This is a genomic window from Streptomyces sp. NPDC090106, from assembly GCF_044747265.1.
GTDB lineage: Bacteria > Actinomycetota > Actinomycetes > Streptomycetales > Streptomycetaceae > Streptomyces.
This window is the reverse complement of record NZ_JBIVDS010000008.1, coordinates 14,807-37,951: the sequence shown is the minus strand read 5'-3', so window position 1 is coordinate 37,951 and position 23,145 is coordinate 14,807. Positions and strand designations below refer to the sequence as shown.

The window sequence follows — 23,145 nt, the reverse complement described above, 5'->3', positions numbered from 1 at the left end:
TCCTGAACGATCGGGAAGTGGTTCACGTACCGAGGTGTGCACAGGTCGCGCACAGTACGCGGCGTTGATCGACTCTGTCACACGGCCGGAGGATGTTCGGTGGCCCTGAACAACACTTACGACGCAAGGCTGGTACAGCAGGAGACCGCTGTCGGAGCGGGTGTCCAGATCCTGTTGCTGGCCCTGCTCGGCACCGCGATCGGCCTCGGCCCGGCGGGCTGGCTCACCGGGCTCGCCTTCGCCGTGGCGACCTGGGCGGTGCTCTCCCGGGCCCTGCACCGCACCCGGCCGTGCTCCTTCGGGCCCGCCAACCGGGTGACGCTCGGCCGTTCCATCCTCGTCGGCGGGGTGACCGCGCTGGTCGCGGACTCCTTCGAGAGCGCCCCGCCGGTCACGGTCTTCGTCGGGCTGACGGCCGTGGCGCTGATCCTCGACGGCGTCGACGGCAAGGTCGCCCGCGCCACCGGCACCTCGACGCCGCTCGGCGCGCGCTTCGACATGGAGGTCGACGCGTTCCTGATCCTGGTGCTGAGCGTGTACGTGTCGATGTCGCACGGCCCGTGGGTGCTGCTGATCGGCGGCATGCGGTACGCGTTCGTCGCCGCCGCCCGGGTCTGGGCCTGGCTGAACGCCCCGCTGCCGCCGAGCACCGCCCGCAAGACGGTGGCCGCGCTCCAGGGTGTCTTCCTGCTGCTCGCGGCTTCGGGCCTGCTTCCATTCGCACTGGAGTTCGCAGTCGTCGCGACGGCGCTGGCGGCACTGGTCTGGTCGTTCGGCCGTGACGTGCTGTGGCTGTTCCGGACCTCCCGCACCTGGGAGACCGAGGTCGCGGAGCCCGAGGTCCGCGAGCTGGTGGCGTCCTGAACCCCGGCGGACGCCCTGCGGCACCCCGCGGACTCCCCCACCGCGCACCCCCGTCGCGGCGGAACCCGTCGGCGGCTCGCTCCCGTCACGGCCTCGGCCTCGGCAGCAAGGCGATCGCCGCCAGCGGTACCGCCGCCAGGATCAGCCACGGAAGGGCCGGGGGAAGGCCGGGGGCCAGGAGGGTGCCGGTGGCCGAGGTGCCGATGAGGACCATGAGGCCGGAGACCGAGGACAGGGCGCCGGTGTAGAGGCCGAGACGGTTCGCGGGGGCCAGGTCGGGAAGCCAGGCGCGGGCCACGGGGGCGACGAGCATCTGGCCGAGGGTGAGCAGGACGACGAAGCCGGCCGCGGGGAGCAGCCCCGCCGTTCCGGTCCAGTGGGCGGGCCGGGCCAGTGCCACGACCGTGAACCCGCCCGAGACGAGGGACAGTCCGGCGGCCATGGAGCGGCGCGGGGAGAACCGGTCGCCCACCCAGCGGGTGACGGGCAGTTGGGCGGTCACCACGAGCAGCGAGGACAGGGCGAACAGCCAGGCCAGCGGCGCCTGGGAGCCGGTCGCGCGGTCCACCTCGGCGGGCAGGGCGAGGTAGAGCTGGTTGTAGGCGAGCAGGTAGGCGCCGTACGCACCGCACAGGCCGAGGAAGCGCCGGTTGCGGATCAACTCCCCGGCCCCGCCTTTGAGTCGGACCCGTTCGCGCCCCGGGACGCGCTGCGGGAGCAGCCACGCGTGTCCGGCGAGGACGAGGACGAAGATCCCGGCGCCGGCGAGACAGACCGTGCGGAAGTCCACCGTCAGCAGCAGCGCGCCGAGCAACGGGCCGATGAACGCGCCCGCTTGGCCCGCCACCGTGAACAGCGCCAGCACCCGGGTACGGGGGCCGCCGCCGGACTCCTCGTGGAGGACGGCCTGCCGGGCGACCTCGGACTCGACGGCGGGCGAGAACAGCGCGGCGGCGAACCCGATGAGCAGGACCGCCCCGATGACCGCCCAGGTCCGTGTCGCGTGTCCGAGCCAGCCGAACCCGGCGATCCGCAGGGCGCAGCCGGCGAGGACGACGGGCCGGATGCCGTAGCGGTCGGCGAGGGCGCCGCCGACCACGAACAGCCCCTGCTGGCTGAAGGTCCTCAGCCCGAGGACGAACCCGACGAGCCAGCCCGCCATGCCCACGGCCCGGCCGAGATGCTCGGCGAGGAACGGCAGCACGGCGAAGAAGCCGATGTTGAAGGCGAGTTGGGTGAGGATCAGCAGCCGGAGCAGGGGCGTGAGCCGGACGCCGGCCGGGCGTGGTGGACAGGTCACCGGCCCGCTCATCATCCGGATCTCACCAACTCCCTTGCACGCAAAGCCTGTTGATGCCTGTCGACCGGCCCTCGCCTGCGCCTCGACCGGCGTACCCCGCCCGCCGCCGTGACGGCCAGCGCGCCGAGGAGGGCGAGGAGTGCCGCGGGGGCGAGGACGGCCCAGGGGGCGCGTTCGGCGTAGGGCTGGTTCTCGGCGAGGAGCAGACCCCATTCCGGGGAGGGCGGCTGGGCGCCGAGGCCGAGGAAGGCGAGGGAGGCGAGGGCGAGGGCGATGCCGGGCAGCCGCAGCAGCGCGTGGCGCACGACGGGCGGCAGGACGGCGGGCAGGAGTTCGTGCCGGAGCAGGTACCGGGGTCCGGCGCCCAGGCCGACGGTGGCGGTGATGTGGAGCGCGGCGCGTTCCTGGCGCAGGAGCGCGGAGGTGTGCGCGGCCAGGGGCGCCCAGGCGACCGCGCCCACGGCGAGCGCCGGGGTGGCCGCGCCGCCCCCGGCGACGGCGGTGACGAGGAGCGCGACGAGGACGGGCGGCAGCGCGGTCACGGTGTCGACGAGCGGCCCGGACAGCCGGGGCGCGAGGCCCAGCAGGACGCCGGTGACGAGGGCGGCGGCACCGATCGCGAGGGCGAGGAGCAGGGTGTCGAGCGCGCCGTGGGCGACGCGGGCGAGGACGTCCCGGCCGAGGGCGTCGGTGCCGAACGGGTGGGTGAGGGAGGGGGCTTGGAGACGCGCGCCGGTGTCGAGGGCGAGGGGGTCGCGGGGCAGGCCGAGGGCGACGACGAGCGCGAGCAGACCGCCGTACACGAACGGCTGGGTGCTGGGGGCGGGCGGTTTCGGGCCGTGCGGGGAGGGCAGGGCGCCGTCCTTGAGGGCGGTGCCGACGACCAGGCGGGTGGTGAGGGCGGCGAGAGCGGCGAAGGCGGCGGCGAGCAGGACGAGGGCGAGGGTGCCGGCCTGGAGGACGGGCAGGTCCTGGGCGAGGGCGGCCTGGAGGGTGGTGCGGCCGAGGCCGGGGATGTCGAAGATCTGCTCGACGGCGACGGAGCCGCCGGTGAGTCCGACGGCGAACAGGCCGGTGTTGGGCAGCAGTGCGGGCAGGCAGCGGCGGACGGCGTGGCGGGCGACGGTCCGGCCGGGCAGTCCGCGGGCGGCGGCGGCCAGCGCCCAGGGTTCGGCGAAGGCGCCGGGCAGCAGGTCGCCGAGGAGGCGGCCGAGGACGGCGCCGGCGGGCACGCCGAGGGCGAGGGCGGGCAGGACCGTCCACCGGGGGCCGTACCAGCCGAGGGCGGGCAGCCAGCCGAGCTGGACGCCGACGACGGTGGCGAGGACGGACGCGGTGAGGAACTCGGGCAGCGCGGCGAGCATCGCGGAGACGGCGCCGCCCGCGCGCCGCCCGCCGAGGCGCCGGCGCGCGCCGAGCCACAGGGTGCGGGCGCAGATCAGCGCGGCGGTGACGGCGGCGACGGTGAGGGCCGCCGCCATCAGCAGCAGGGACGCGCCGAGCGCCTGGAGCACGGCGGGGGTGACCTCGGTGTCCGAGATCCAGGAGCGTCCCGCGTCGCCGCGCCACAGCCCGCCGAGCCAGGTCCCGAGGAGGTGGAACGGGCCGTCGTCCAGGCCGAGTCCGTCCCGGATGTCGGCCAGCACCCGCGGGTCGGGGTTGCGGTCGGCGGAGCGCGCCTTGAGGATCGTCAGCGCCGGGTCGGTGCGGGTCAGCCAGGGCAGCAGGCCGATGCCGCACAGGAGGGCGCCCGCGATCCCGGCGCGCCACAGGAGCGTGGCCGCTCGGTACCGCACGGGTCAGCGCCGGGTGCCGGTGCCGACGAGGGTGCGCTCGTACGGGTCGAGGAGCGCGCCGCGCACGCCGGTGCCGACGCCGGTGATGATCTCCTGGTGGACGAGGGGGACGACGGCGTCGGTGCCGAGGATCCGTGCCTCGGCGGCCATGGCCGCGTCCCGCCGCTCGTCGGTGTCGGTCGTGCTCTCGGCCTTCTCGACGGCCGCGTCGACGCTCTTGTCGCAGAGCCGCGCGAGGTTGTAACTGCCCTGGCAGGTGTAGTCGCTGGCGAGGACGGAGACGGGGTCGCCGGTGTCGACGAGGCTGTTGCGGGCGCCGACGAACGCGTCGAACTTCCCCGCCAGGACGTCGCTCTCCAGCCGTGAGTACTCGCGCACCTGGAGTTCGACCTCGAACCCGGCCTTCTCCAGCTGCTGCTTCAGCACCTGGGCGACCTCGGGGAGTTCGGGCCGGTTGTCGTAGGTGGCGAGGGTGATCGTGGTGCCGTCCGGGTCACCGGCGGCGGCGCGTCCGACGGGTGCGGTCCGCTTGCCGTCGGCCCAGGTCATGGCGGGTCCGTAGAGGCCGGCGCCCGGGTCGGCGTACCCCTCGTAGACGTCGTCGGCGAGTGCGGAGGTGTCGATGGCCTCGCGGGCGGCGGCCCGGAGGGCGGCGCTCTTGAACGGCCCCGAGCCCGTGTTGAGCTGGAGGCTCGTGGTGCGGGTCGTGGCGGTCGCCTTGCGGACGGCCTTGTCGAGGCCGGCCGCCTGGGCGACGGGGACGGCCTCGGCGAGGTCGACCTGGTCGGTGCGCAGGGCGCTGGCGCGGGCGGTGCCGTCGGCGATGAACTTCACGTCGATGCCGGAGGCCTGGGCGCGTCCGCCCCAGTAGTCGTCGTACCGGTCGAGGGTGACGGCGGTGGCGCCCATGACCTTGGTGAGGGCGAAGGGTCCGGTGGCGTGGCCGACCGGATCGACGCGGTCGGCGTCGGCGTACGCCTTCGCGGAGAGGATCGCGAGGCTCGGGCTCGACAGGCGCAGCGGCAGGACGGGATCGGGGTCCTCGGTGGTGACGCGGACGCCGGTGTCGCCGTCGGCCCGCGCGGTGAGGGTCACGCCGGACAGGGCGGCCGGGGCGGGCTTGGCCGCGGTGGCGCGGGTGAGGGCGGTGACGACGGTGGCCGGGGTGACGGCGGTGCCGTCCTGGAAGGTGGCCTCGCGCAGGGTGAACAGCCAGGTCCGGTCGTTCTCGCGCTGCCAGGAGGCGGCGAGCGCCGGGGCCGCGCTGCCGTTGGCGTCGAGTGCGGTCAGGCCCTCGGTGACGCCGAGGCGGCTGAGGATGGTGGCGTCGGCGCCGTACGGGGAGAGGTTCTCGGCGGGCGGGAAGGCGAGGGCGGCGCGCAGCCGGGTGCCGTCCCCGGCGTCGTCGGCGGAGCCTCCGCCCGAGGCGAAGCAGCCGGTGAGGAGCGGGGCGAGCAGCAGGGCGGCGAGGAGGCGGGCGCGGTTCATCCGGTCATCGCCCCCAGGGCCAGCTCGACGTGGAGGACGCCGTTGCCGCTGTCGGCGTCGGCGCGTTCGTCGTGCACGACGGTGCCGAGCGAGCGCCAGAAGGCCTCGGCGCCGGGGACGGCCGGGTCGGTGTGCAGATAGACGGAGCGGTATCCGCCGTCGGCGGCGGCGAACGCGAGGAGGTCGGCGACCATCCGGCGGGCGAGGCCGCGCCTGCGGTGCTCGGGCCGGACGTACACGCGGCGCACTTGCGCGGTCTCGCCGGAGGGGTAGCGCTCGGCGACATGGCGCGGGTTCGGCGGGTGGGCCGGGCCCCGGGAGTCGAGGGCGGCGGTGGCGACGACGGAGCCGGTGCCGGGGTCGAGGGCGACGAGGAGGGTGTGCCGGGCCGGGGCCAGGTAGGCGGCGGCCGGGTCGATGATGTCGCCGTGCCAGCGGGGCACGTACCCGGACCCGAAGTCGCGGTAGACGGTGTCGAGCATCACGGCTCGCGCACCTTCGAGGTCGTCCGGGCCCGCGGCCCTGATGCTGTATTCACGCACTTGCACATCATATGCATTAAGAGGAACCCGTCGATCACCGGGGCCCGACCTGGGGAACGAGGACGGCGGCGGGGCGATTTGACAGTGATCGGCGACACCCCTAAAACCTACCGACATGACATCCATTTTCAAAAAGCCCTTACGGCGACGACGGGCGGGGTGCTGATGCGCATCGCCTTCGTCGGCAAGGGCGGCAGCGGCAAGACGACGCTGTCGGCCCTCTTCTCCCGCCGCCTCGCGGAGTCCGGCGCCCCGGTCCTCGCGATCGACGGCGACATCAACCAGCATCTCGCCGAGGCGCTGGGCCACGACGGTCCGCCGCCGGCCGCCCCTCCCCTGGGCGCGCACCTCACCGGCATCAAGGACTACCTGCGGGGCGCCAACCCGCGGATCGCCTCGGCCGAGGCGATGATCAAGACCACGCCGCCGGGCCGCGGCTCGCGCCTGCTGACCCTGCTGGACGACGACGAACTGCACACCCGGCACGTCCGCCGCGTGGGCGGCGTCCCGCTGATGGTGACCGGCGAGTTCGACGAGAGCGACCTCGGGGTGGCCTGCTACCACTCCAAGCTCAGCGGCGTGGAGCTGTACCTCGGCCATCTCGTCGACGGCCCCGGCGAGTACGTCGTGGTCGACATGACGGCCGGCGCGGACGCCTTCGCCTCCGGGCTGTTCACCCGCTTCGACGTGACGTTCCTGGTGGCGGAGCCGACCCGCAAGGGCGTCTCGGTCTACCGCCAGTACCGCGACCACGCCCGGGAGTTCGGCATCCGGATCGCGGTGATCGGCAACAAGGTGACGGGCGAGGACGACCTGCTCTTCCTCAAGGAGGCCGTGGGAGACGACCTGCTCACCCACGTCGGCCACTCCTCCTGGGTCCGCGCCGCCGAACAGGGCCGGGACAGCGGCGCGCTGGAACGGGAGAACGTCCACGCCCTGGACGTGATGCGCGACGCCGTGGACGCCGTCCCCCGCGACTGGGCGCGACTGCACGCCCACGCCGTCGAATTCCACCTCCGCAACGCCCGCGCCTGGGCGGGCGCGGACCTGGCGTCCCAGATCGACCCGGAGTACGTACCGGGCCCACAGCCGCAGTCCGCCGACTGAACGCCCCTCTCCCCCCTTCCCCTTTCACCGCACAGACAGGAACCGCACCGTCATGTCTCTCGACGTCTCCCCGAAGCTGCTCGCCGAAGCCCAGCAGGGTGACATCAGCGAGGCGGACTTCGTGGACACCGTCCGCACGTCCCTGCCCTACGCCTACGACCTCGTCGCCTCCCTCGCCGCCGAACTGCGCGACGGCACCGCCGAGTTCACCGACAACCAGACCCCTCCCCCGTCCGAGCGCGAGCGCGGTCAGCTGCTGCGCGCCCTCGCCAGTGACGCGATCCGCGGCAGCCTGGAGCGTCACTTCGGCGTGAGCCTCGCCTTCCAGAACTGCCACCGGGTGGCGGCCTTCCGCCCCGAGGCCACGGACGGCGCCAGCTACGCCCGGTTCACCTCGGTCCGCTCCCAGATCCTCAACCAGTCCCCGGAGTTCAGGGACTGCTGACCGGCACCGCCCGCTCGATCTGCGCACGGATCGACCTGTCCGTGATCCCCGTGTCGTCCGCCAGCAGGATCGCCTTGCTGAGGATCACGGACAGGCGGTCGTCCTCGAACGGCAGGAAGATCCTGGGCGTCACCTTGGGCCGGGTGGCGACGACACAGAGGTAGGAGTCGTCTGGTTCCATCAGGATGTTGGCCGAGCCGAGGTGGATGCGGTACGTGCGCAGGTCACCGCGGACGACGAGGAAACGGCCGTCCAGGGTGCAGCGGTCGGCGATGCCCAGCCGGGGCAGGACGCGGGCGAGGGCGTCGCGGCGGGCCTCGGCGGTCTCCGTGAGGTCGCCGAACCCGGCGCGGCGCCGGTAGGCATGGGCCGGTCCCTCCTCCGTCCAGTCGGGGTCGGCGGCGAGGGAGGTGACGCCGACGAACAGGTCCACGTCGCGCATCGCCTCGCTGAAGACCAGCGGGGGCACCTCGGCGAGCGGGGCCGGTGTCCAGCCGGTGTCCGTCCGGCGGTCGAAGCGCACCCGGTCCGTCGCGGCCACCGCGTCGCCGTCCGCCCCGTCCACGTAGGCGTGCGCGAAGCGGGCCCGCCAGCCGCCCGCGACCAGTGTCCGGGTGGCGTCCTCGCTGTCGCCGCCGTCCCAGGGGCCGAGGAACCTGCTCGTCCAGCCGCGGGCCCGGAACAGGCCCGACAGTCCGCGGTAGTGGACGAGGTGCGCGGCGAACCGGTTCGAGTGCAGCCGGGTCTCCTCCTCGGCCGGGGTGAGCCGGTAGATCTCGCGGAACGCCTGCTTGAACGGCTGCCGTATCTCGGCGTCGACCAGCCGGTCCCGCCAGGCCCGCACCGACTCCGCCTCGGCGCGGATCGGATGCCACAGCCGTACGCGGGTGTCGTCGGGCACGTCCGGCCCGGTGTCGCCGTCGGCCACCGGGAGGACGGCCCGCCACTGGCCCGGCGCCGTCTCCAGCTCCCAGATCAGCCGGCGCACGACGGTCCGGGCGAGGGGATGACGGGCCAGCCGCTCGCGCCACCGGTCGTGTCGGTGGACGGTGTCCACGGCGAGGCCGCCCTCCAACGCCCGCGCGAGTGTGGAGAGATGTGCGTCCACCCGCTTGACGAGGTCGCGCAGTTCCTTGACCAGGCCGCCGTGGTCGCGGCGGACGGGCGCGGGAGTGCCGCGAAGAGCGCGGCCGTCCTTCTCCCAGATCAGTTCGGCCGTCTCGGTGACGGTGACGACGGCCGTGTAGCCGTCGCCGGTGTCCCGGCGCAGGACGCCGTGGTCGTCGAAGCCCAGGGACGGGAGGCGCAGGGCCACGTCGGTGCGCTGGGCGAGCGCCGCCTCGACCTGCTTGAGCTGCTTGTCGAGCTGTTTGTGCACGGCGGCGTTGCGAGCGGCCCGGCGTGCCGCGCGGATCGCGGTGACGGCCTCGGGGGTCGGGAAGTCGCGGGCGGCGCGGACCAGTTCGTACAGGAGCGCCTGCGACGGCACGGTCTTCGCGGCCGTCGGCGCGACCGCCGTACCGGGCAGCAGCCGGTCGCACACCTCCGGGAGCCACGGCTCGTCCCGCAGCAGCGCCACCCGGGCCGCCTGCCCGAGGACGGCGACCTCCCGCCCGGTGAACGCCTTGTCGGCCCGGTACGGGATCCGGCCGGCCCCGATCGCGTCGACCCGGTCGGCCGCCTCCTCCAGCGCGCGGCGGGCGAAGCCGACGTAGGCGGGCAGCTCCGCGAGCCTCCACCACACGTCCGGGGCGGTCTCCTCCGGGGCGAACGAGTTGAGCCGGTCCAGCCCGGCGAACAGCATCCGCCGCGCGGGCGGCAGCGCCAGGACGACATCGAGTTCGGCCGCCGCGATCGAACCGTCCGCGAGTCGCCCGACGACCATGCGCAGGGTCTCGTCACCCGCGAGCCCGGCGACGGTGAGCAACGCGTACGGGTGCGGGACGCGCTGCGCCGCCAGTGCCGCGGCGGTCAGCGCGGCGGCGGGTCCGGACAGTTCCGGCCAGGGTTCCCCGCAGCGCGCCAACGCGTCGGTCACGCGCGGCAGATCGGGCGTGAACCCACTGTGCGCACTGTCCCGCACGACGTCCTCGAAGGCCCGGCGGCACGCCTCCGGGGCCGCCGGGTCCGGGGCATGGGCCCCGGAGCGTCCCGGATCGGCGGGCGTCTGCGGCACGTCGTCGTGAACCATGCTTCGGAGCATGCCAGGCGCCACTGACATCACGGTCCGCCGCCGGGAACGCCCCTGGGTCCGGGCCCGTCAGCCCTCGAGGAACGCCTCCACCGCCGCCGTGAAGCGCGGGCCGTCGTCCAGCCAGGGGAAGTGGCCCGCGCCGGGCTGGACGAGAGCCTTCGCGTGGGGGAACAGGCCGGCGTACTCCGCTGTCGCGCGTGGCGGGGCCGCCACGTCCGTCTCCCCGGCGAGGACCAGCACCCGGCCGGGGAACGCGGCGAGGGCGGTGCGGGTGGCGTCCGGGGTGAAGGCGCCGTCGGAGGCGTGGAGCGCCGCCGCCTCGTCGTTGCGCTGCTCGGCCTCGGCCGCGTGGACGGCGCGTGCCGTGTCGTCCCAGCGGCCGTACCAGAAGGGGACGATGTCCTCCCAGGCGTCGGGGGTCGCGCGGCCCTCGGTGACGGCTTCGAGGGACGCGTACGCCCGCTCGAACCACTCCTCGCCCTTGCGCAGACGCGCGGTGGCGAGACGGTCCTCGGGCGTGATCGGGATGCCGACCGCGAAGACGCTCGGGGTGACCAGGACGAGACGCTCCACGCGCGCGGGGTGCCGTGCGGCGAACAGGGCCGCGAGGTTCGCGCCGGCGCTGTGGGCGAGGACGTCCGCGCGCTCCAGGCCCAGCTCCCCGTACAGGGCCTCGACGTCGTCGACGAGCCGGTCGCAGCGGTACGACGACACGTCTGCCGGGGTCGCGGAGTCGCCGGTGCCCCTGAGGTCGAGGCGGACCAGGGTGCGGCGCGCGGTCAGGCCGCCCAGGTCGCCGAGGTAGACGGAGGCCTGCATGGGGCCGCCGGGGAGGCAGATCAGGGGCGGTCCCTCGCCGGTGACGTGGTAGGCGAGGCGGGTGCCGTCGGGGGCGCTGAAGGTGGGCATCCCCGGAGGCTCGCAGCGGGCGGGGTCGCCCGGCAACGCATTAACGGCCCTCCACGCGCGCGTGGAGGGCCGTCGCGGACCGCTCGGCGCGGCCCCGCTACTGCTTCTGTTCCACCCGCACCCAGTCGATCTCCGCCCGCGCTCCCCCGGCGGCGACCTTGTCCACGCTGGACTGCGGCAGTCCCCAGTACGGGCTGGTCACCTGGTTCCAGCCGGCCGGGTAGGCGCCGCCCAGAGCGAGGTTGAGGATCACGTACTGCTGGTGGTCGAAGACCCACTGGCCGCGCGTCGACTCCAGCTTGTTGCGGGTCGTCTCCTGGACGAGGACGCCGTCGACGGAGAACCGCATGCCCGTGGGCGTCCACTCCACGGAGTAGGTGTGCCACTGGTCGGCCGTGCCGCCGTTCGGGAAGGTCCGGCGGGCGCCGATGTTGCCGTCGGCCGAGTAGCCGGGGCCGTGCAGGGCGGTGCTCGTCCAGTCCGCGTAGCCGATGTTCTCCATGATGTCGGTCTCACCGGACGCGGGCCAGGACACGGACGGGTCGTCGACGTTGCTGCCCAGCAGCCAGAACGCGGGCCAGAAGCCGTCCCCGACGGGCAGCTTCATACGGGCGCTGACCTTGCCGTAGGTGAAGTCGAACCTGGTGTTGGTGTCGATGCGCCCGGAGGTGAAGTCGTACGTCCCGCCGCCCGCCTGGGTGCAGTTGTCGCAGTACTTCGCGGCGAGGACCAGGTTCCCGTTCTCCGTGCGGACGGTGTCCGTGGAGTCGACGTACGCCTGCGACTCGCCGTTGACCGGGCCCATCTCCGTTCCGGTGCGCACCACACGCCACTTGGAGCGGTCGAGGGCGGTGCCGGTGAAGTCGTCGAAGAACGTGGTCCGGTACGTGCCCGACTGCTCGCCGGGGAGGGCGCGATAGGCGGCGTTCGCGCTGCCTCCCGTGCCCCACACCTGGAACTCGTAGAGGGAGTAGCCGAACTGGGCGGTGTAGGGCGCCGGGTTGTGGAAGCTGCGGCGTTCCTTGCCGAGCATACGGACGTAGCGGCCGGTGGCCGGGGTGGCGAGGGTGACGGTGTCGTGGCGGCCCGTCGCCTCGGCCGGTGACCTGACGTCGGCGCGGCGGGCGGCGACCTCGGCGGCCGAGGGCTGGTACACGGTGCGCCAGGTGGCGTTGTCGTCGGAGACCTGGAGCTGGTAGTCGACGGCGTAGGCGGCTTCCCAGTACAGGTCGACGGAGGAGATCGTGGAGGTCGCGCCGAGGTCGACGGAGACCCAGCGGTCGGCGTTCCAGTCGCTGGACCAGCGGGTGACGTCGTCCTTGAGGTTGGCGGGGTAGCCGCCGTCGGTGACGAACGCCGGTGAGTTCCCGGCGTGTTGGTAGACGTTCGAGTAGGCCGGGTGGTTGAGGGCGAGGTTGGCGCGGGTCGTGGAGGCGGGGGCGGGCTCACCGCCGTAGACCTTGAAGTTCCACAGGGAGTAGCCGTAGGGCGTGGCGCGTTCGAGGCCGCGCAGGCGGACGTAGCGGCCGGTGACCTCCTGGGGGTAGGTGTGCGCGGTGACCGAGCCGCCGGCGCCCGCGGTCTCGGTGTAGAAGGGGGTCCAGTCGGTGCCGTTCCTCGACGCCTCCAGGACGTAGCGCCTGCCGTAGGCGGCCTCCCAGTCGAGCGTGACCCGGTCGATGCGGATCGTGGCGCCGAGGTCGACGCGGATCCAGGCGTCGTCGGCGAAGTCGCTGGACCAGCGGGTGGCGCCGTTGCCGTCGAAGGCGAGGCCGGGGGCGGTGCCGGCGTTCTCGGAGCCGGAGGCGGTGACGGCGGCCGGGTCTGCGGCCCAGGCGCCGCCCGCCCGGTCGGTGTCCCAGGTCGCCGCCGCCGAGACGTCCGCGGCGGCGGGCGCGGCGAGGGCCGGGGTGGCGGCGAGCAGGGCGAGGCCGGCCAGAGCGGCCAGGTACGTGCGGGTGCGGGTCTTCATGCGGCTCTCCTGACGGGAGTCCGGAATGGCATGGTCATGACATTCATGGAATGAGAGCGCTCTCCGGACGGGCGTGCGTCCCGAGGCGCCCGGGAGGTGGACGCGGGCCCTCACCCGCGTCCACCTGTCACACCGCGCCGCCCCCTGACATCAGGCGGCGCGCCGGACCCGGTTGCCGTGTTCGCGCACGATGTCCGCGTACCGGTACCCGGTGCCCTTGATGGTGCGGACCTGGGTGTCGTAGTCGACGTGGACCAGGCCGAACCGCTTCTCGTAGCCGTACGCCCACTCGAAGTTGTCGAGCAGCGACCAGGCGAAGTACCCGGCCAGCGGGGCGCCCTTGCGGGCCGCCGAGGCGCAGGCGGCGAGGTGCTGGACCAGGTACTCCTGGCGCTCGGGGTCGTCGATCGTGCCGTCGGGGCGCACGACGTCCGGGAAGGCGGAGCCGTTCTCGGTGACGTACAGGCGGCGCGCCCCGTACTCCTCGGTGAGGCGCAGCAGCAGGGTCTCGATGCCGCTCGCGTCGATCTCCCAGTCCATGCCGGTGCGCGGGACGCCGATGCGGCGGACCGAACGGGCGTGGGGGGCGGGGCCGCTCGGGTCGTCGGCGACGGTCTGCGGCATGTAGTAGTTCAGGCCGTGCCAGTCCAGCGGGGCGGCGATGGTCTCCAGGTCGCCCGGCCGTTCCGGGAGTTCGACGCCGTAGACCTCGCGCATGTCCTGCGGGAAGCCGCGCCCGTAGACCGGGTCGAGCCACCAGCGGTTGGTGTGCCCGTCGGCCCGCCGGGCGGCCTCGACGTCCTCGGGGCGGTCGGTGGCCGCGTGGACGGTGGAGAGGTTGGTGACGATGCCGACCTGGGCGTCCGGGGCGGCGGCGCGGATCGCCTGGGTGGCCAGGCCGTGGCCGAGGAGCAGGTGGTAGGAAGCGCGGACGGCGGCCGTCAGGTCGGTGAGACCCGGGGCCATCGTGCCCTCCAGATGGCCGATCCACGCCGAGCAGAGCGGCTCGTTGAGCGTCGTCCAGTGGCCGACGCGGTCGCCCAGCCGCTCGGCGACGACCGAGGCGTACGCCGCGAAGTGCTCGGCGGTGGCGCGCTCGGGCCAGCCGCCGCGGTCCTGGAGCACCTGGGGCAGGTCCCAGTGGTAGAGGGTGACGGACGGGGTGATCCCGGCCTCCAGGACGGCGTCGATCAGCCGGTCGTAGAAGGCGAGGCCCTTGGCGTTGACCGGTCCGTCGCCGCCGGGGACCACCCGGGGCCAGGCGATGGACAGGCGGTAGGCGTTGGTGCCGAGCCGGCGCATGAGGTCGATGTCCTCGCGCCAGCGGTGGTAGTGGTCGCAGGCGATGTCGCCGGTGTCGCCGCCCGCCACCTTGCCGGGGGTGTGCGAGAAGGTGTCCCAGATCGAGGGCGAACGGCCGTCCTCCGCCACGGCTCCCTCGATCTGGTACGAGGCTGTGGCCGTGCCCCACAGGAAGTCGTGCGGGAGTGCGGCGAGGTCGATGGTCACAGATGTCCCTTCAATCCTGAGCATGTCGTGCTCGTGTGGGGGAAGTTGTCGAGCGGCGGTGCGGGTGGGGTCTCGAACGGCCTTGCCGTGATGCTCACTTGACGGCTCCGGCGGTCAGCCCGGCGACCAGGAAGCGCTGGAGCAGCAGGAAGCCGGCGACCACGGGCACGCTCACCACCAGTGAGGCGGCCATGATCTGGTTCCAGTACACGTCGTAGAGCGTGGAGTAGCCCTGGAGTCCGACGGCCAGGGTGCGGGTGGTGTCGTTGGTCATCACCGACGCGAAGAGCACCTCGCCCCAGGCCGTCATGAAGGCGTAGACGGCGACCGCGACGATCCCGGGGATCGCGGCCGGCACGACGACCCGGAACAGGGCCCCGAGCGGCCCGCAGCCGTCCACGAGCGCCGCCTCGTCCAGGTCGCGCGGCACCGAGTCGAAGTACCCGATCAGCATCCAGATCGAGAACGGCAGCGAGAACGTCAGATACGTCAGGATCAGCCCGCCGCGCGAGCCGAACAGCGCGATCCCGGTGGCGTTGCCGATGTTGACGTAGATGAGGAACAGCGGGAGCAGGAAGAGGATGCCGGGGAACATCTGCGTGGACAGCACGGTGACGGTGAAGACGCGCTTGCCGCGGAAGGTGTAGCGGCTGACCGCGTACGCGGAGAACACCGCGATGACGACCGAGCAGATCGACGCCGCGCCCGCCACGATCAGGGAGTTCACGAAGTACCGGGCGAGCGGGACCGTCGACCAGATGTCGATGTACGGCCGGAAGGTCACCTCGCTCGGTATCCAGCGGAACTTGCCGGTCACGTCCTGGAGCGGCTTCAGCGAGCTGGAGACCATGACGTAGACGGGCAGCAGCACGAACCCGGCGAGGAGGGTGAGGAAGATCCGCCGGGTCCAGACGAAGGACTTGGGCGGGGCCATCGGGGAGCTAGACATGGGGGGTCCTCCGTCCGCGCGAGGTCACGGCGAGGTACACGCCGGTCACCAGGAGCAGGAACAGCAGCAGGAGCACGGACATGGCGGAGCCGGTGCCGAAGTTCCAGGTGACGAAGGAGGCCTGGTAGATGTGGACCGAGATGAGGTCCCCGGCGGCCGGGGCGGTCTTGCCGAACAGCACGTAGGGCGTGTTGAAGTCGTTGAACGTCCACAGGAACAGCACCAGGATCAGCACCTGGTTGACGGCGCCCAGCGACGGCAGGGTGATGCGGCGGATCTGCTGCCACACCCCGGCGCCGTCGAGGGCTGCCGCCTCGTACAGCTCCTTGGGGATGTTCTGGAGTCCGGCCATCACGATGAGGAAGGCGAACGGCCAGCCCTTCCACACCGACACGACGAGCAGCGCGATGAAGCTGTTGTCGCCGATGAGCCAGAACGACGGCTTGTCGGTGATGCCGAGCTGGTCGTGCAGGACGTGGTTCACCAGGCCGTTGTCGTGCTGGAACATGAACACCCAGGTGATGACGGCCGCGTAGACGGGCAGCGCGTACGGCACCAGGAACAGGGCGCGGAGCAGGCCCCGGCCGCGGAACATGTCCTGCATGCAGATGGCTGCGGCCGTGCCGATCAGCCAGCACAGGCCGACCGAGAGCAGGGTGAAGGCGACCGTGACGAGGAACGAGTGGAGCAGCGCCTCGCCGACGGGGGCGTCGAAGTCCACCGACATACGGAAGTTGTCGAGGCCGGCCCACGGGGCGGCGCCCCAGTCGCGGATGTAGAACTGGGTGAGCTTCTTGAAGCTCATCACGATCCCGATGACCATCGGCACGAGATGCACGAGGAGTTCGAGGATCAGGGCGGGCAGCAGGAGCAGGTAGGGCAGTCCGATGCGGCGCAGCCGGCCGGGCAGGCGGCGGCGCGGTCCGCGCGCCGACGCCGTGTCCGACTCTCCCTTGCGCACCGGGAGTTCGACAGTGCTGGTCATCTGGTCACGCCGCCGGCATCTGCGCCTGGGCCTTCTCCAGGGCCGCCTTCACCGAGTCCGTGGTCACCGCGCGGCCGGCGGCCGCGTCGGCGAACAGCTCCTTGATGGCGGTGCCGACCGCCGTCTCGAACTGCGACTCGTCGGCGACCTGGGGGGCTGCGACGGCACTGGTGGCGAGGGTGTTCTTCAGGACACCGTTCGCGGGGGTGTTGAAGGCGGCGTCGGACTGGGCGCCCTTGACCGGCGGGATGGAGCTGTAGGCGGTGTTGAGGATCTTCTGCTCGGCGTCGCTCGTCATGAACTTCACGAACTTCTTGGCGCCGTCGAGGTTGTCGGAGTTCTTGAAGACGGAGAGGTTGATGCCCATCACCATCGAGTTGACGCCGGTGCCGGTGCCGGGGGTACCGGACTGGACGGGCACCGGGGCGATCCCGAAGTCGTCCTCGTTCATGCCCTGCGAGACGAGGTTGGCGGACGCCGACTGCCACAGCAGCATCCCCGTCTTGCCCTTGGCGAAGTCGCTCACGGACTGGTTCTGCGCGTACTCGGCGTTGCCGGGGGCGATGACCTTGTCCTTGGCCATCAGGTCGACGAACTGCTTGACGCCCGCGACGGCACCGTCGTTGGTGAAGTCGGCCTTGCCGTCGGCGGTGAAGAAGTCGCCGCCGTGCTGCTTGGCGAAGACGACCGCGTGGTGGATGTTCTCCGACGGGTTGGAGCCCTCGACGGCGATGCCCCACTTGCCGCCCTTGGACAGCTTCTTGCCGTCCGCGACGAACTCGTCCCAGGTGGCGGGCGGTTGGCTGATGCCCGCGTCGGCGAACATCTTCTTGTTGTAGTAGAGCGCGTAGGACATGGAGTACAGCGGCACCGCCGCCGGGTCCTGGCCTGCCGCGCCCGTCGAACCGAGGGCGGAGTCCACGAAGCGGTCCTTGCCGCCGATCGCCTCGAAGTTCTTGGCGTCCCAGGGGAGCAGCGCGCCGGTCGCCTGAAGGGAGGCGCTCCAGGTGTTGCCGATGTTGAGGACGTCGGGGCCCTGGCCCGAGGTGGTCGCGGTGAGGATGCGGTTGAGCAGGTCGGACCAGGGCACGACCTCCAGCTTCACCTCGATGCCCGTCTGCTTCTTGAATTTGTCGAGTTCGGGCTGGAGGACCTTCTTGTCGATCTCGACGCTCGCCCCCTGGTTGGAGGCCCAGTAGGTGAGGGTCTTCGGGGAGTCGTTGGACCCGCCCTCCGTCGACGAACCGCCTCCGCAGGCCGTCGCGGCCAGGGCGAGAGACATGGTGACGGCGCCTACGGCCGCGGCTCGGATGCTGCGCATGGCTCCTGGTGTCCCTTCAGGGAATGCACTCATGACTTAATTTAGGACGTGAGTTAAACGGGGCGGCTCCGACTCGTCAAGGGGTTGAACAGCACTTGTTGAACTCGGGCCGCACCTCTTGACGAGTGCGTTCACGACACTGAAGCATCCCTCCGCAGAGAGCGCTCCCATCCCCCCGCACGTTCACTTCCTGAACAAGGAGCCGCGCATGACCTCGAAGCACCTTCGCCGCAGAACGGTCCTCGGCGCCGCCGTTCCCGCAGCCCTCGCCCTGTCCGCGACGCCCGCCTTCAGCCGCCCCCAGGCCCTCCCCGGGGGCGGTGACCTCGGCCCGAACGTCATCGTCTTCGACCCGGGCACGCCCGGGATCCAGGCCCGGCTGGACGCCGTCTTCGCCCAGCAGGAGTCGGCCCAGTTCGGCACCGGCCGCTACGCCCTGCTGTTCAAGCCCGGCACCTACAACGGGCTCAACGCCCAGCTCGGCTTCTACACCTCCATCGCCGGCCTGGGCCTGTCCCCCGACGACACGACCATCAACGGGGACGTGACGGTCGACGCGGGCTGGTTCAACGGCAACGCCACCCAGAACTTCTGGCGTTCGGCGGAGAATCTGGCCCTGGTCCCGGTCAACGGCACCAACCGCTGGGCGGTGGCTCAGGCCGCCCCGTTCCGCCGGATGCACGTCCGCGGCGGCCTCAACCTCTCCCCCGACGGCTACGGCTGGGCCAGCGGCGGCTACATCGCCGACAGCCGCATCGACGGCCAGGTCGGCCCCTACTCCCAGCAGCAGTGGTACACCCGCGACAGTTCGATCGGAAGCTGGCTCAACGGCGTCTGGAACATGGTGTTCTCCGGCGTCGAGGGCGCCCCCGCGCAGAGCTTCCCGAACCCGCCGTACACGACCCTCGCCACGACACCGGTCTCCCGCGAGAAGCCGTTCCTGTACCTCAACGGCAGCGAGTACCGGGTCTTCCTCCCGGCGCTGCGCACCAACGCCCGCGGTGTCACCTGGGGCAACGGCACCCCGCGCGGCTCCTCGCTGCCGCTGACCCAGTTCTACGTCGCCAAGCCCGGCGTCTCCGCCGCCACCCTGAACCAGGCCCTCGCCCAGGGGCTGCATCTGCTCCTGACGCCCGGCATCTACCACCTGGACCAGCCGATCCAGGTCAACCGCGCCGACACCGTCGTCCTGGGCCTGGGGTACGCGACCCTGATCCCGGACAACGGCGTCACCGCGATGAAGGTCGCCGACGTGGACGGCGTGCGCCTGGCCGGCTTCCTCATCGACGCCGGACCGGTCAACTCCCCCACCCTGCTGGAGGTCGGGCCGACCGGAGCCTCCCGCAGCCACTCGGCCAACCCCACCACCGTCCAGGACGTGTTCGTCCGGATCGGCGGGGCCGGCGCCGGAAAGGCCACCACCTCGATCGTCGTCAACAGCCGCCACACGATCGTCGACCACACCTGGGTGTGGCGCGCCGACCACGGCACGGGCGTCGGCTGGGAGACCAACCGGGCCGACTACGGCGTCGTCGTCAACGGCGCGGACGTCCTGGCCACCGGCCTGTTCGTCGAGCACTTCAACAAGTACGACGTCCAGTGGTTCGGCGAGCGCGGGCGCACGATCTTCTTCCAGAACGAGAAGGCGTACGACGCGCCCAACCAGGCGGCGATCCAGAACGGCTCGGTCAAGGGCTACGCGGCCTACCGGGTGGGCGACGCGGTCACCACCCACGAGGGCTGGGGACTGGGCAGTTACTGCTACTACAACGTCGACCCGACGATCGTGCAGCACCACGGCTTCGCCGCGCCGAACCGGTCGGGGGTGAGGTTCCACGACCTGCTGGTGGTCTCCCTGGGCGGCCAGGGACAGTACGAACGCGTGATCAACGACATCGGGTCGCCGACGTCGGGCACGTCGACCGTGCCGTCGACGATCGTCTCGTACCCGTGACGACAGGCGTGCGGTGCCCCTGACCGGATGGTGGCTCCTCCCCGCATGCGGGGAGGAGCCACCGACCGTGCTACCGCCGCCTGGCCGGTGCCGGCGCGGGCGTCGACGCCGGTGCCGGCGCGTAGCCGACCGGGCGGGCCGTGAAGGTGCCGCGGCCCTGGGTGCGGCTGCGCAACCGGGTCGCGTAGCCGAACAGTTCGGCCAGCGGCACGGTCGCGGTGACGACCGCCGAACCGGCGCGCGCGGCGGACGCGGTGACCCGGCCGCGGCGTGCCGCCAGGTCGCCGAGCACCCCGCCGACGGCTGCCTCGGGCACGGTGACCGTGACCTCGGCGACCGGCTCCAGCAGGCCCAACGCGCAGGCACGCAGGGCCTCACGGAGCCCGAGCCGGCCCGCGGTGCGGAACGCCGTGTCGGACGAGTCCTTCACATGCGTCGCCCCGTCGGTGAGCGTGACGCGCAGCCCGGTCACCGGGTGACCGCCCAACGGGCCCTGCGTCAGCGCCTCATGGCACCCGGCCTCGACCGCGCGGACGTACTCCTGCGGCACCCGGCCGCCGACGACGGCCGAGCGGAACTCGAACCCCGCTTCGGGACCGAGGGGTTCGACGTCCAGCACGACATGGGCGAACTGCCCTGCCCCGCCGTCCTGTTTGACGTGCCGGAACACCAGCCCGCTCACCCCGCGCAGGACCGTCTCCCGGTAGGTCACCCTCGGCGCACCGGCGTTGACGTCCAGCCCGTGGTCGCGCCGCATCCGCTCCAGCGCCACCTCCAGGTGCAGTTCACCCAGGCCGGACAGCACCGTCTGACCGGTCTCGGGGTCCGTCCGCACGACCAGCGACGGGTCCTCCTCGGCCAGCCGGGCGAGCGCCGTGGCCAGCCGGTCGGTGTCCAGGGACCGCACGGCCTCGACCGCGACCGAGACGACCGGATCGGCGACACCCGGAGGCTCCAGGACGATCGGGGCGTCCGGCGCGCACAGGGTCGAACCGGCGCGGGCCGACTTCAGCCCGACGACGGCCACGATGTCCCCGGCGACCGCGCGCTCCAGCGGGACGTGCCGGTCGGCCATGACGCGCACGATGCGGCCGACGCGTTCGGTGCGCCGCGCGCCCGGGTCCCACACGGTGTCCCCCTTCTCGATCGTGCCCGAGTAGACCCTCAGGCAGGTGAGCCGCCCGGTCGGGGTGGCGTTGACCTTGAACACCAGCCCCGCGAAGGGCGCCGCGGGATCGGCGGGCCGCTCCTGCCCGTCGCCCTCGCCGGTGCCGCGCACGGCGGGCACGTCGAGGGGCGAGGGCAGGTACGCCACGACCGCGTCCAGCAGCGGTTCGACGCCCCGGTCCCGGTAGGCGGACCCGGCCAGGACGACCACGCCGTCCCCGGTCAGGGTGAGGTCGCGCAGAGCGCCGGCGAGCGACCGCGGCGACAGCGTGGACCGCGCGCAGAACTCCTCCAGCGCTCCGGCGTGCAGCTCGGCCACCGCCTCCTCCAGCACCCGACGCCGCCGCACGGCCTCCTCCAGCAGCTCCCCCGGAACCTCCCCTACGACGAGGTCGCCCCCGTCGGTCCAGGTCAGCGCCCGCATCCGGACCAGGTCGACGAGCCCACGGAAGCCGTCCTCGGTCCCGATGGGCCACTGCACGACCAGCGGCGCCGGGTGCAGCCGCTCCCGGATCGACGCGACGGCAGCGTCCAGGTCGGCGCCCGCCCGGTCGAGCTTGTTGACGAAGGCGATCCTCGGGACGCCGTGCCGGTCGGCCTGACGCCAGACCGACTCGCTCTGCGGTTCCACGCCGGCGACGGCGTCGAACACCGCGACCGCCCCGTCCAGCACGCGCAGGGACCGCTCGACCTCGTCCGCGAAGTCGACGTGCCCCGGAGTGTCGATCAGGTTGACGCGATGGCCGTCCCAGGCGCAGCTGACCGCCGCCGCGAAGATCGTGATGCCCCGGTCGCGCTCCTGCGGGTCGAAGTCGGTGACGGTGGTGCCGTCGTGGACCTCGCCGCGCCGGTGCGTGGCGCCGGTGAGGTACAGGATGCGTTCGGTGACGGTGGTCTTGCCCGCGTCGACATGGGCGAGGATGCCCAGGTTGCGGACGGCGGCAAGGGGGTTGGTGTGGGTGCGCACGGCCTGTGGCCTTTCGAGCTGTTCGGTGAACAGGGCAGCGCGATTCCCGTACGGCACACCGCAGGTGACGGAACGTCAGACGGATCGGTGGCGCATCACGGGCATCCGGTACCGGCCGCGCGGCGGGCACCGGACGGACCAGGACACGAGGATCACCTCGTAGCGGGCAGGGGGAACGACGGCGACGGTGCGCTCACACACGGCCGGGCTCCCCTCACTGGTCACTGATCGATGCCTGGCGAGTGTAGGGAGAGGGGGGCGGGGTCAGCACGCGAATTAACCGGGGACCGCGCGCGGGACCGACGCGGGAAACGCGCGAGGCCCCTGCTTCCGCAGGGGCCTCGCGTCTTGTGTCCGAGGGGGGACTTGAACCCCCACGCCCGATAAAGGGCACTAGCACCTCAAGCTAGCGCGTCTGCCATTCCGCCACCCGGACAAGGTGTCCGCCGCCCGGCCGGGGGTGTTCCCCGCGGCGACATGGACAACAATACCAAGCTTTCGGAGCGCCTTTCACCTGCATATCCGCTGGCCGGGAGGGCGCCGCGTGGCCTTCGCGCGCTGGGTGACCGGACGGCTACTTCTCGCGCTCGTGGTACATCTTCCGCGTCTGTTCGGTGTGGGCGCGCATGACCTCGGTGGCGCGCCGCTCGTCGCGGTCGGCGATGGCGGCGATCAGCTCGCGGTGCTCGATCCAGGACTGACGGCCGCGCTGCCGGGCGACGGGGGTGTAGTACCAGCGGACCCTGCGGTCGACCTGGGCGGCCAGTTCCGCGAGGACCGTGTTCCCGGCGAGTTCCATGATCTTGGCGTGCAGGCGGGCGTTCATGGCGACGGCGCCGTCCACGTCGTCGGCCGCGACCGCGCGCTCGCCCTCCTCGCAGATCTCCTCCAGCGCCTTGATCGCCGAGGCGCCCGCGGTGGCCGCGGCGAGCCGGGCCGCCTCGGCCTCCAGGAGGGTGCGCACGGTGAGGAGCTGGTCGGCCTCCTCCTCGGTCGGTTCGTGCACGAACGCGCCCTGGGCCGGGCGCAGATCGACCCAGCCCTCGGTGCTGAGCCGCTGGAGCGCCTCGCGCACGGGCTGCCGGGAGACCCCGAGATGGCCGGCGAGCTCGCTCTCCACGAGATGGCGGCCGGGCTGGAGGGCGCGGGTGGTGATGAGTTCGAGGAGAGCCTCGTAGACGCGGTCGCGCAGCGGGCCGGGGCGTTCGAGTTTGGGCACGGCGCCCTGCGGCAGGCCTGTCGTCGACAACATCACGGCCCTCCTCGGCAACATCGTCGCGGTACGCGGGGACCCAATTATGAATTGGCTTTCGCCTACAGTCTACGGCGCACAAACGCCCGGATACGCGGGAGTTGGGGACGCCGGACTGCGGACAGGGGTACGTCAGGACTCTTGCTGGCATCATTCCCATCCTGTAGACAATATTTCGTCGACAGATCTCGGGGCCTCCCCGAGGCGCGCCATGAACGTGCACGCGGGACAGGACCGCATGGCCCCGAGGGCAGCGGCCACCTGAGGGCTGACCGGGCCACCCGCTGCACGGCGGCGGGACCCCTACGCGGCGGGGAGCGCCCCCTGCGCCGCGGGGGTCCCGCCTCTGCCACCCGCCACCCCGCCCCCGCCACCCATGCACTTCTCTGGATTCTGTATACACTCAGTCTGTATACTCTCGGCG

General features: G+C 72.4%; 17 protein-coding genes and 1 tRNA gene. 4 read left to right on the top strand and 14 right to left on the bottom strand.

The window, feature by feature from the left end:
* Positions 1-99 precede the first annotated feature (99 nt).
* Positions 100-864 (top strand): CDP-alcohol phosphatidyltransferase family protein, encoded by a 765-nt coding sequence (locus ACIPSE_RS25290; RefSeq protein ID WP_401666177.1) that lies wholly within the window; start codon positions 100-102, stop codon positions 862-864.
* An 85-nt stretch (positions 865-949) separates the two neighbouring features.
* Here ACIPSE_RS25290 and ACIPSE_RS25285 read toward each other — a convergent pair whose 3' ends face one another.
* From ACIPSE_RS25285 to ACIPSE_RS25270, 4 genes are read right to left on the bottom strand one after another with little or no spacing between them, the layout of a single operon-like run.
* Positions 950-2,176 (bottom strand): MDR family MFS transporter, encoded by a 1,227-nt coding sequence (locus tag ACIPSE_RS25285; protein WP_401666174.1) that lies wholly within the window; start codon positions 2,174-2,176, stop codon positions 950-952.
* On the bottom strand, positions 2,176-3,960 hold the full coding sequence (locus ACIPSE_RS25280; RefSeq protein WP_401666172.1) for an ABC transporter permease subunit: 1,785 nt from the start codon (positions 3,958-3,960) through the stop codon (positions 2,176-2,178). The genes ACIPSE_RS25285 and ACIPSE_RS25280 overlap by 1 nt, the downstream gene beginning before the upstream one ends.
* A gap of 3 nt (positions 3,961-3,963) precedes the next feature.
* Positions 3,964-5,448: an ABC transporter substrate-binding protein gene (locus ACIPSE_RS25275; RefSeq protein ID WP_401666170.1), complete on the bottom strand. Its 1,485-nt coding sequence runs from the start codon at positions 5,446-5,448 to the stop codon at positions 3,964-3,966.
* Positions 5,445-5,990, bottom strand: coding sequence for a GNAT family N-acetyltransferase (locus ACIPSE_RS25270; RefSeq protein WP_401666167.1), 546 nt, complete (start codon positions 5,988-5,990; stop codon positions 5,445-5,447). Before ACIPSE_RS25270 ends, ACIPSE_RS25275 begins: the two co-directional genes overlap by 4 nt.
* A 165-nt stretch (positions 5,991-6,155) precedes the next feature.
* Between ACIPSE_RS25270 and ACIPSE_RS25265 the strand changes: the two genes are divergently transcribed.
* On the top strand, positions 6,156-7,097 hold the full coding sequence (locus ACIPSE_RS25265) for an ATP-binding protein (RefSeq protein ID WP_401666165.1): 942 nt from the start codon (positions 6,156-6,158) through the stop codon (positions 7,095-7,097).
* A 52-nt stretch (positions 7,098-7,149) separates the two neighbouring features.
* Positions 7,150-7,542, top strand: a complete 393-nt coding sequence (locus tag ACIPSE_RS25260; protein ID WP_401666162.1) for an SCO5389 family protein — start codon at positions 7,150-7,152, stop codon at positions 7,540-7,542.
* Here the strand turns inward: ACIPSE_RS25260 and ACIPSE_RS25255 are convergent.
* The 7 genes from ACIPSE_RS25255 to ACIPSE_RS25225 form a co-directional block, all read right to left on the bottom strand.
* Positions 7,529-9,733 (bottom strand): DUF4132 domain-containing protein, encoded by a 2,205-nt coding sequence (locus ACIPSE_RS25255; RefSeq protein ID WP_401666160.1) that lies wholly within the window; start codon positions 9,731-9,733, stop codon positions 7,529-7,531. The two genes, ACIPSE_RS25260 and ACIPSE_RS25255, sit on opposite strands and share 14 nt — an antisense overlap.
* 69 nt (positions 9,734-9,802) lie before the next feature.
* The gene (locus ACIPSE_RS25250; protein ID WP_401666158.1) at positions 9,803-10,645 is read right to left on the bottom strand and encodes an alpha/beta fold hydrolase; all 843 of its coding nucleotides are present in this window, start codon (positions 10,643-10,645) and stop codon (positions 9,803-9,805) included.
* Between the two features lie 97 nt (positions 10,646-10,742).
* Positions 10,743-12,617, bottom strand: a complete 1,875-nt coding sequence (locus tag ACIPSE_RS25245) for a discoidin domain-containing protein (RefSeq protein WP_401666155.1) — start codon at positions 12,615-12,617, stop codon at positions 10,743-10,745.
* 150 nt (positions 12,618-12,767) lie between these two features.
* Positions 12,768-14,126, bottom strand: coding sequence for a GH1 family beta-glucosidase (locus tag ACIPSE_RS25240; RefSeq protein ID WP_401666152.1), 1,359 nt, complete (start codon positions 14,124-14,126; stop codon positions 12,768-12,770).
* 94 nt (positions 14,127-14,220) lie between these two features.
* Positions 14,221-15,075, bottom strand: a complete 855-nt coding sequence (locus ACIPSE_RS25235) for a carbohydrate ABC transporter permease (RefSeq protein ID WP_401666150.1) — start codon at positions 15,073-15,075, stop codon at positions 14,221-14,223.
* Positions 15,068-16,060, bottom strand: a complete 993-nt coding sequence (locus ACIPSE_RS25230; RefSeq protein WP_401666147.1) for a carbohydrate ABC transporter permease — start codon at positions 16,058-16,060, stop codon at positions 15,068-15,070. The genes ACIPSE_RS25235 and ACIPSE_RS25230 overlap by 8 nt, the downstream gene beginning before the upstream one ends.
* 4 nt (positions 16,061-16,064) lie before the next feature.
* Positions 16,065-17,381 carry an ABC transporter substrate-binding protein gene (locus ACIPSE_RS25225; protein ID WP_401666145.1) on the bottom strand — a complete coding sequence of 439 codons (1,317 nt, stop codon included), beginning with the start codon at positions 17,379-17,381 and terminating at the stop codon, positions 16,065-16,067.
* Positions 17,382-17,589: 208 nt separating this feature from the next.
* On the opposite strand from ACIPSE_RS25225, the gene ACIPSE_RS25220 reads away from it, so the two are divergent.
* Positions 17,590-19,335, top strand: a complete 1,746-nt coding sequence (locus tag ACIPSE_RS25220) for a coagulation factor 5/8 type domain-containing protein (protein WP_401666142.1) — start codon at positions 17,590-17,592, stop codon at positions 19,333-19,335.
* Positions 19,336-19,405: 70 nt separating this feature from the next.
* Here the strand turns inward: ACIPSE_RS25220 and fusA are convergent, their stop codons facing one another.
* The 3 genes from fusA to ACIPSE_RS25205 form a co-directional block, all read right to left on the bottom strand.
* Positions 19,406-21,469, bottom strand: a complete 2,064-nt coding sequence (fusA, locus tag ACIPSE_RS25215) for an elongation factor G (RefSeq protein ID WP_401666140.1) — start codon at positions 21,467-21,469, stop codon at positions 19,406-19,408.
* Between the two features lie 351 nt (positions 21,470-21,820).
* Positions 21,821-21,905, bottom strand: a tRNA-Leu gene (locus ACIPSE_RS25210).
* 138 nt (positions 21,906-22,043) lie between these two features.
* A complete protein-coding gene (locus ACIPSE_RS25205) occupies positions 22,044-22,718 on the bottom strand; it encodes a GntR family transcriptional regulator (RefSeq protein ID WP_401667224.1) in 675 nt (224 codons plus the stop codon).
* Positions 22,719-23,145: the final 427 nt, after the last annotated feature.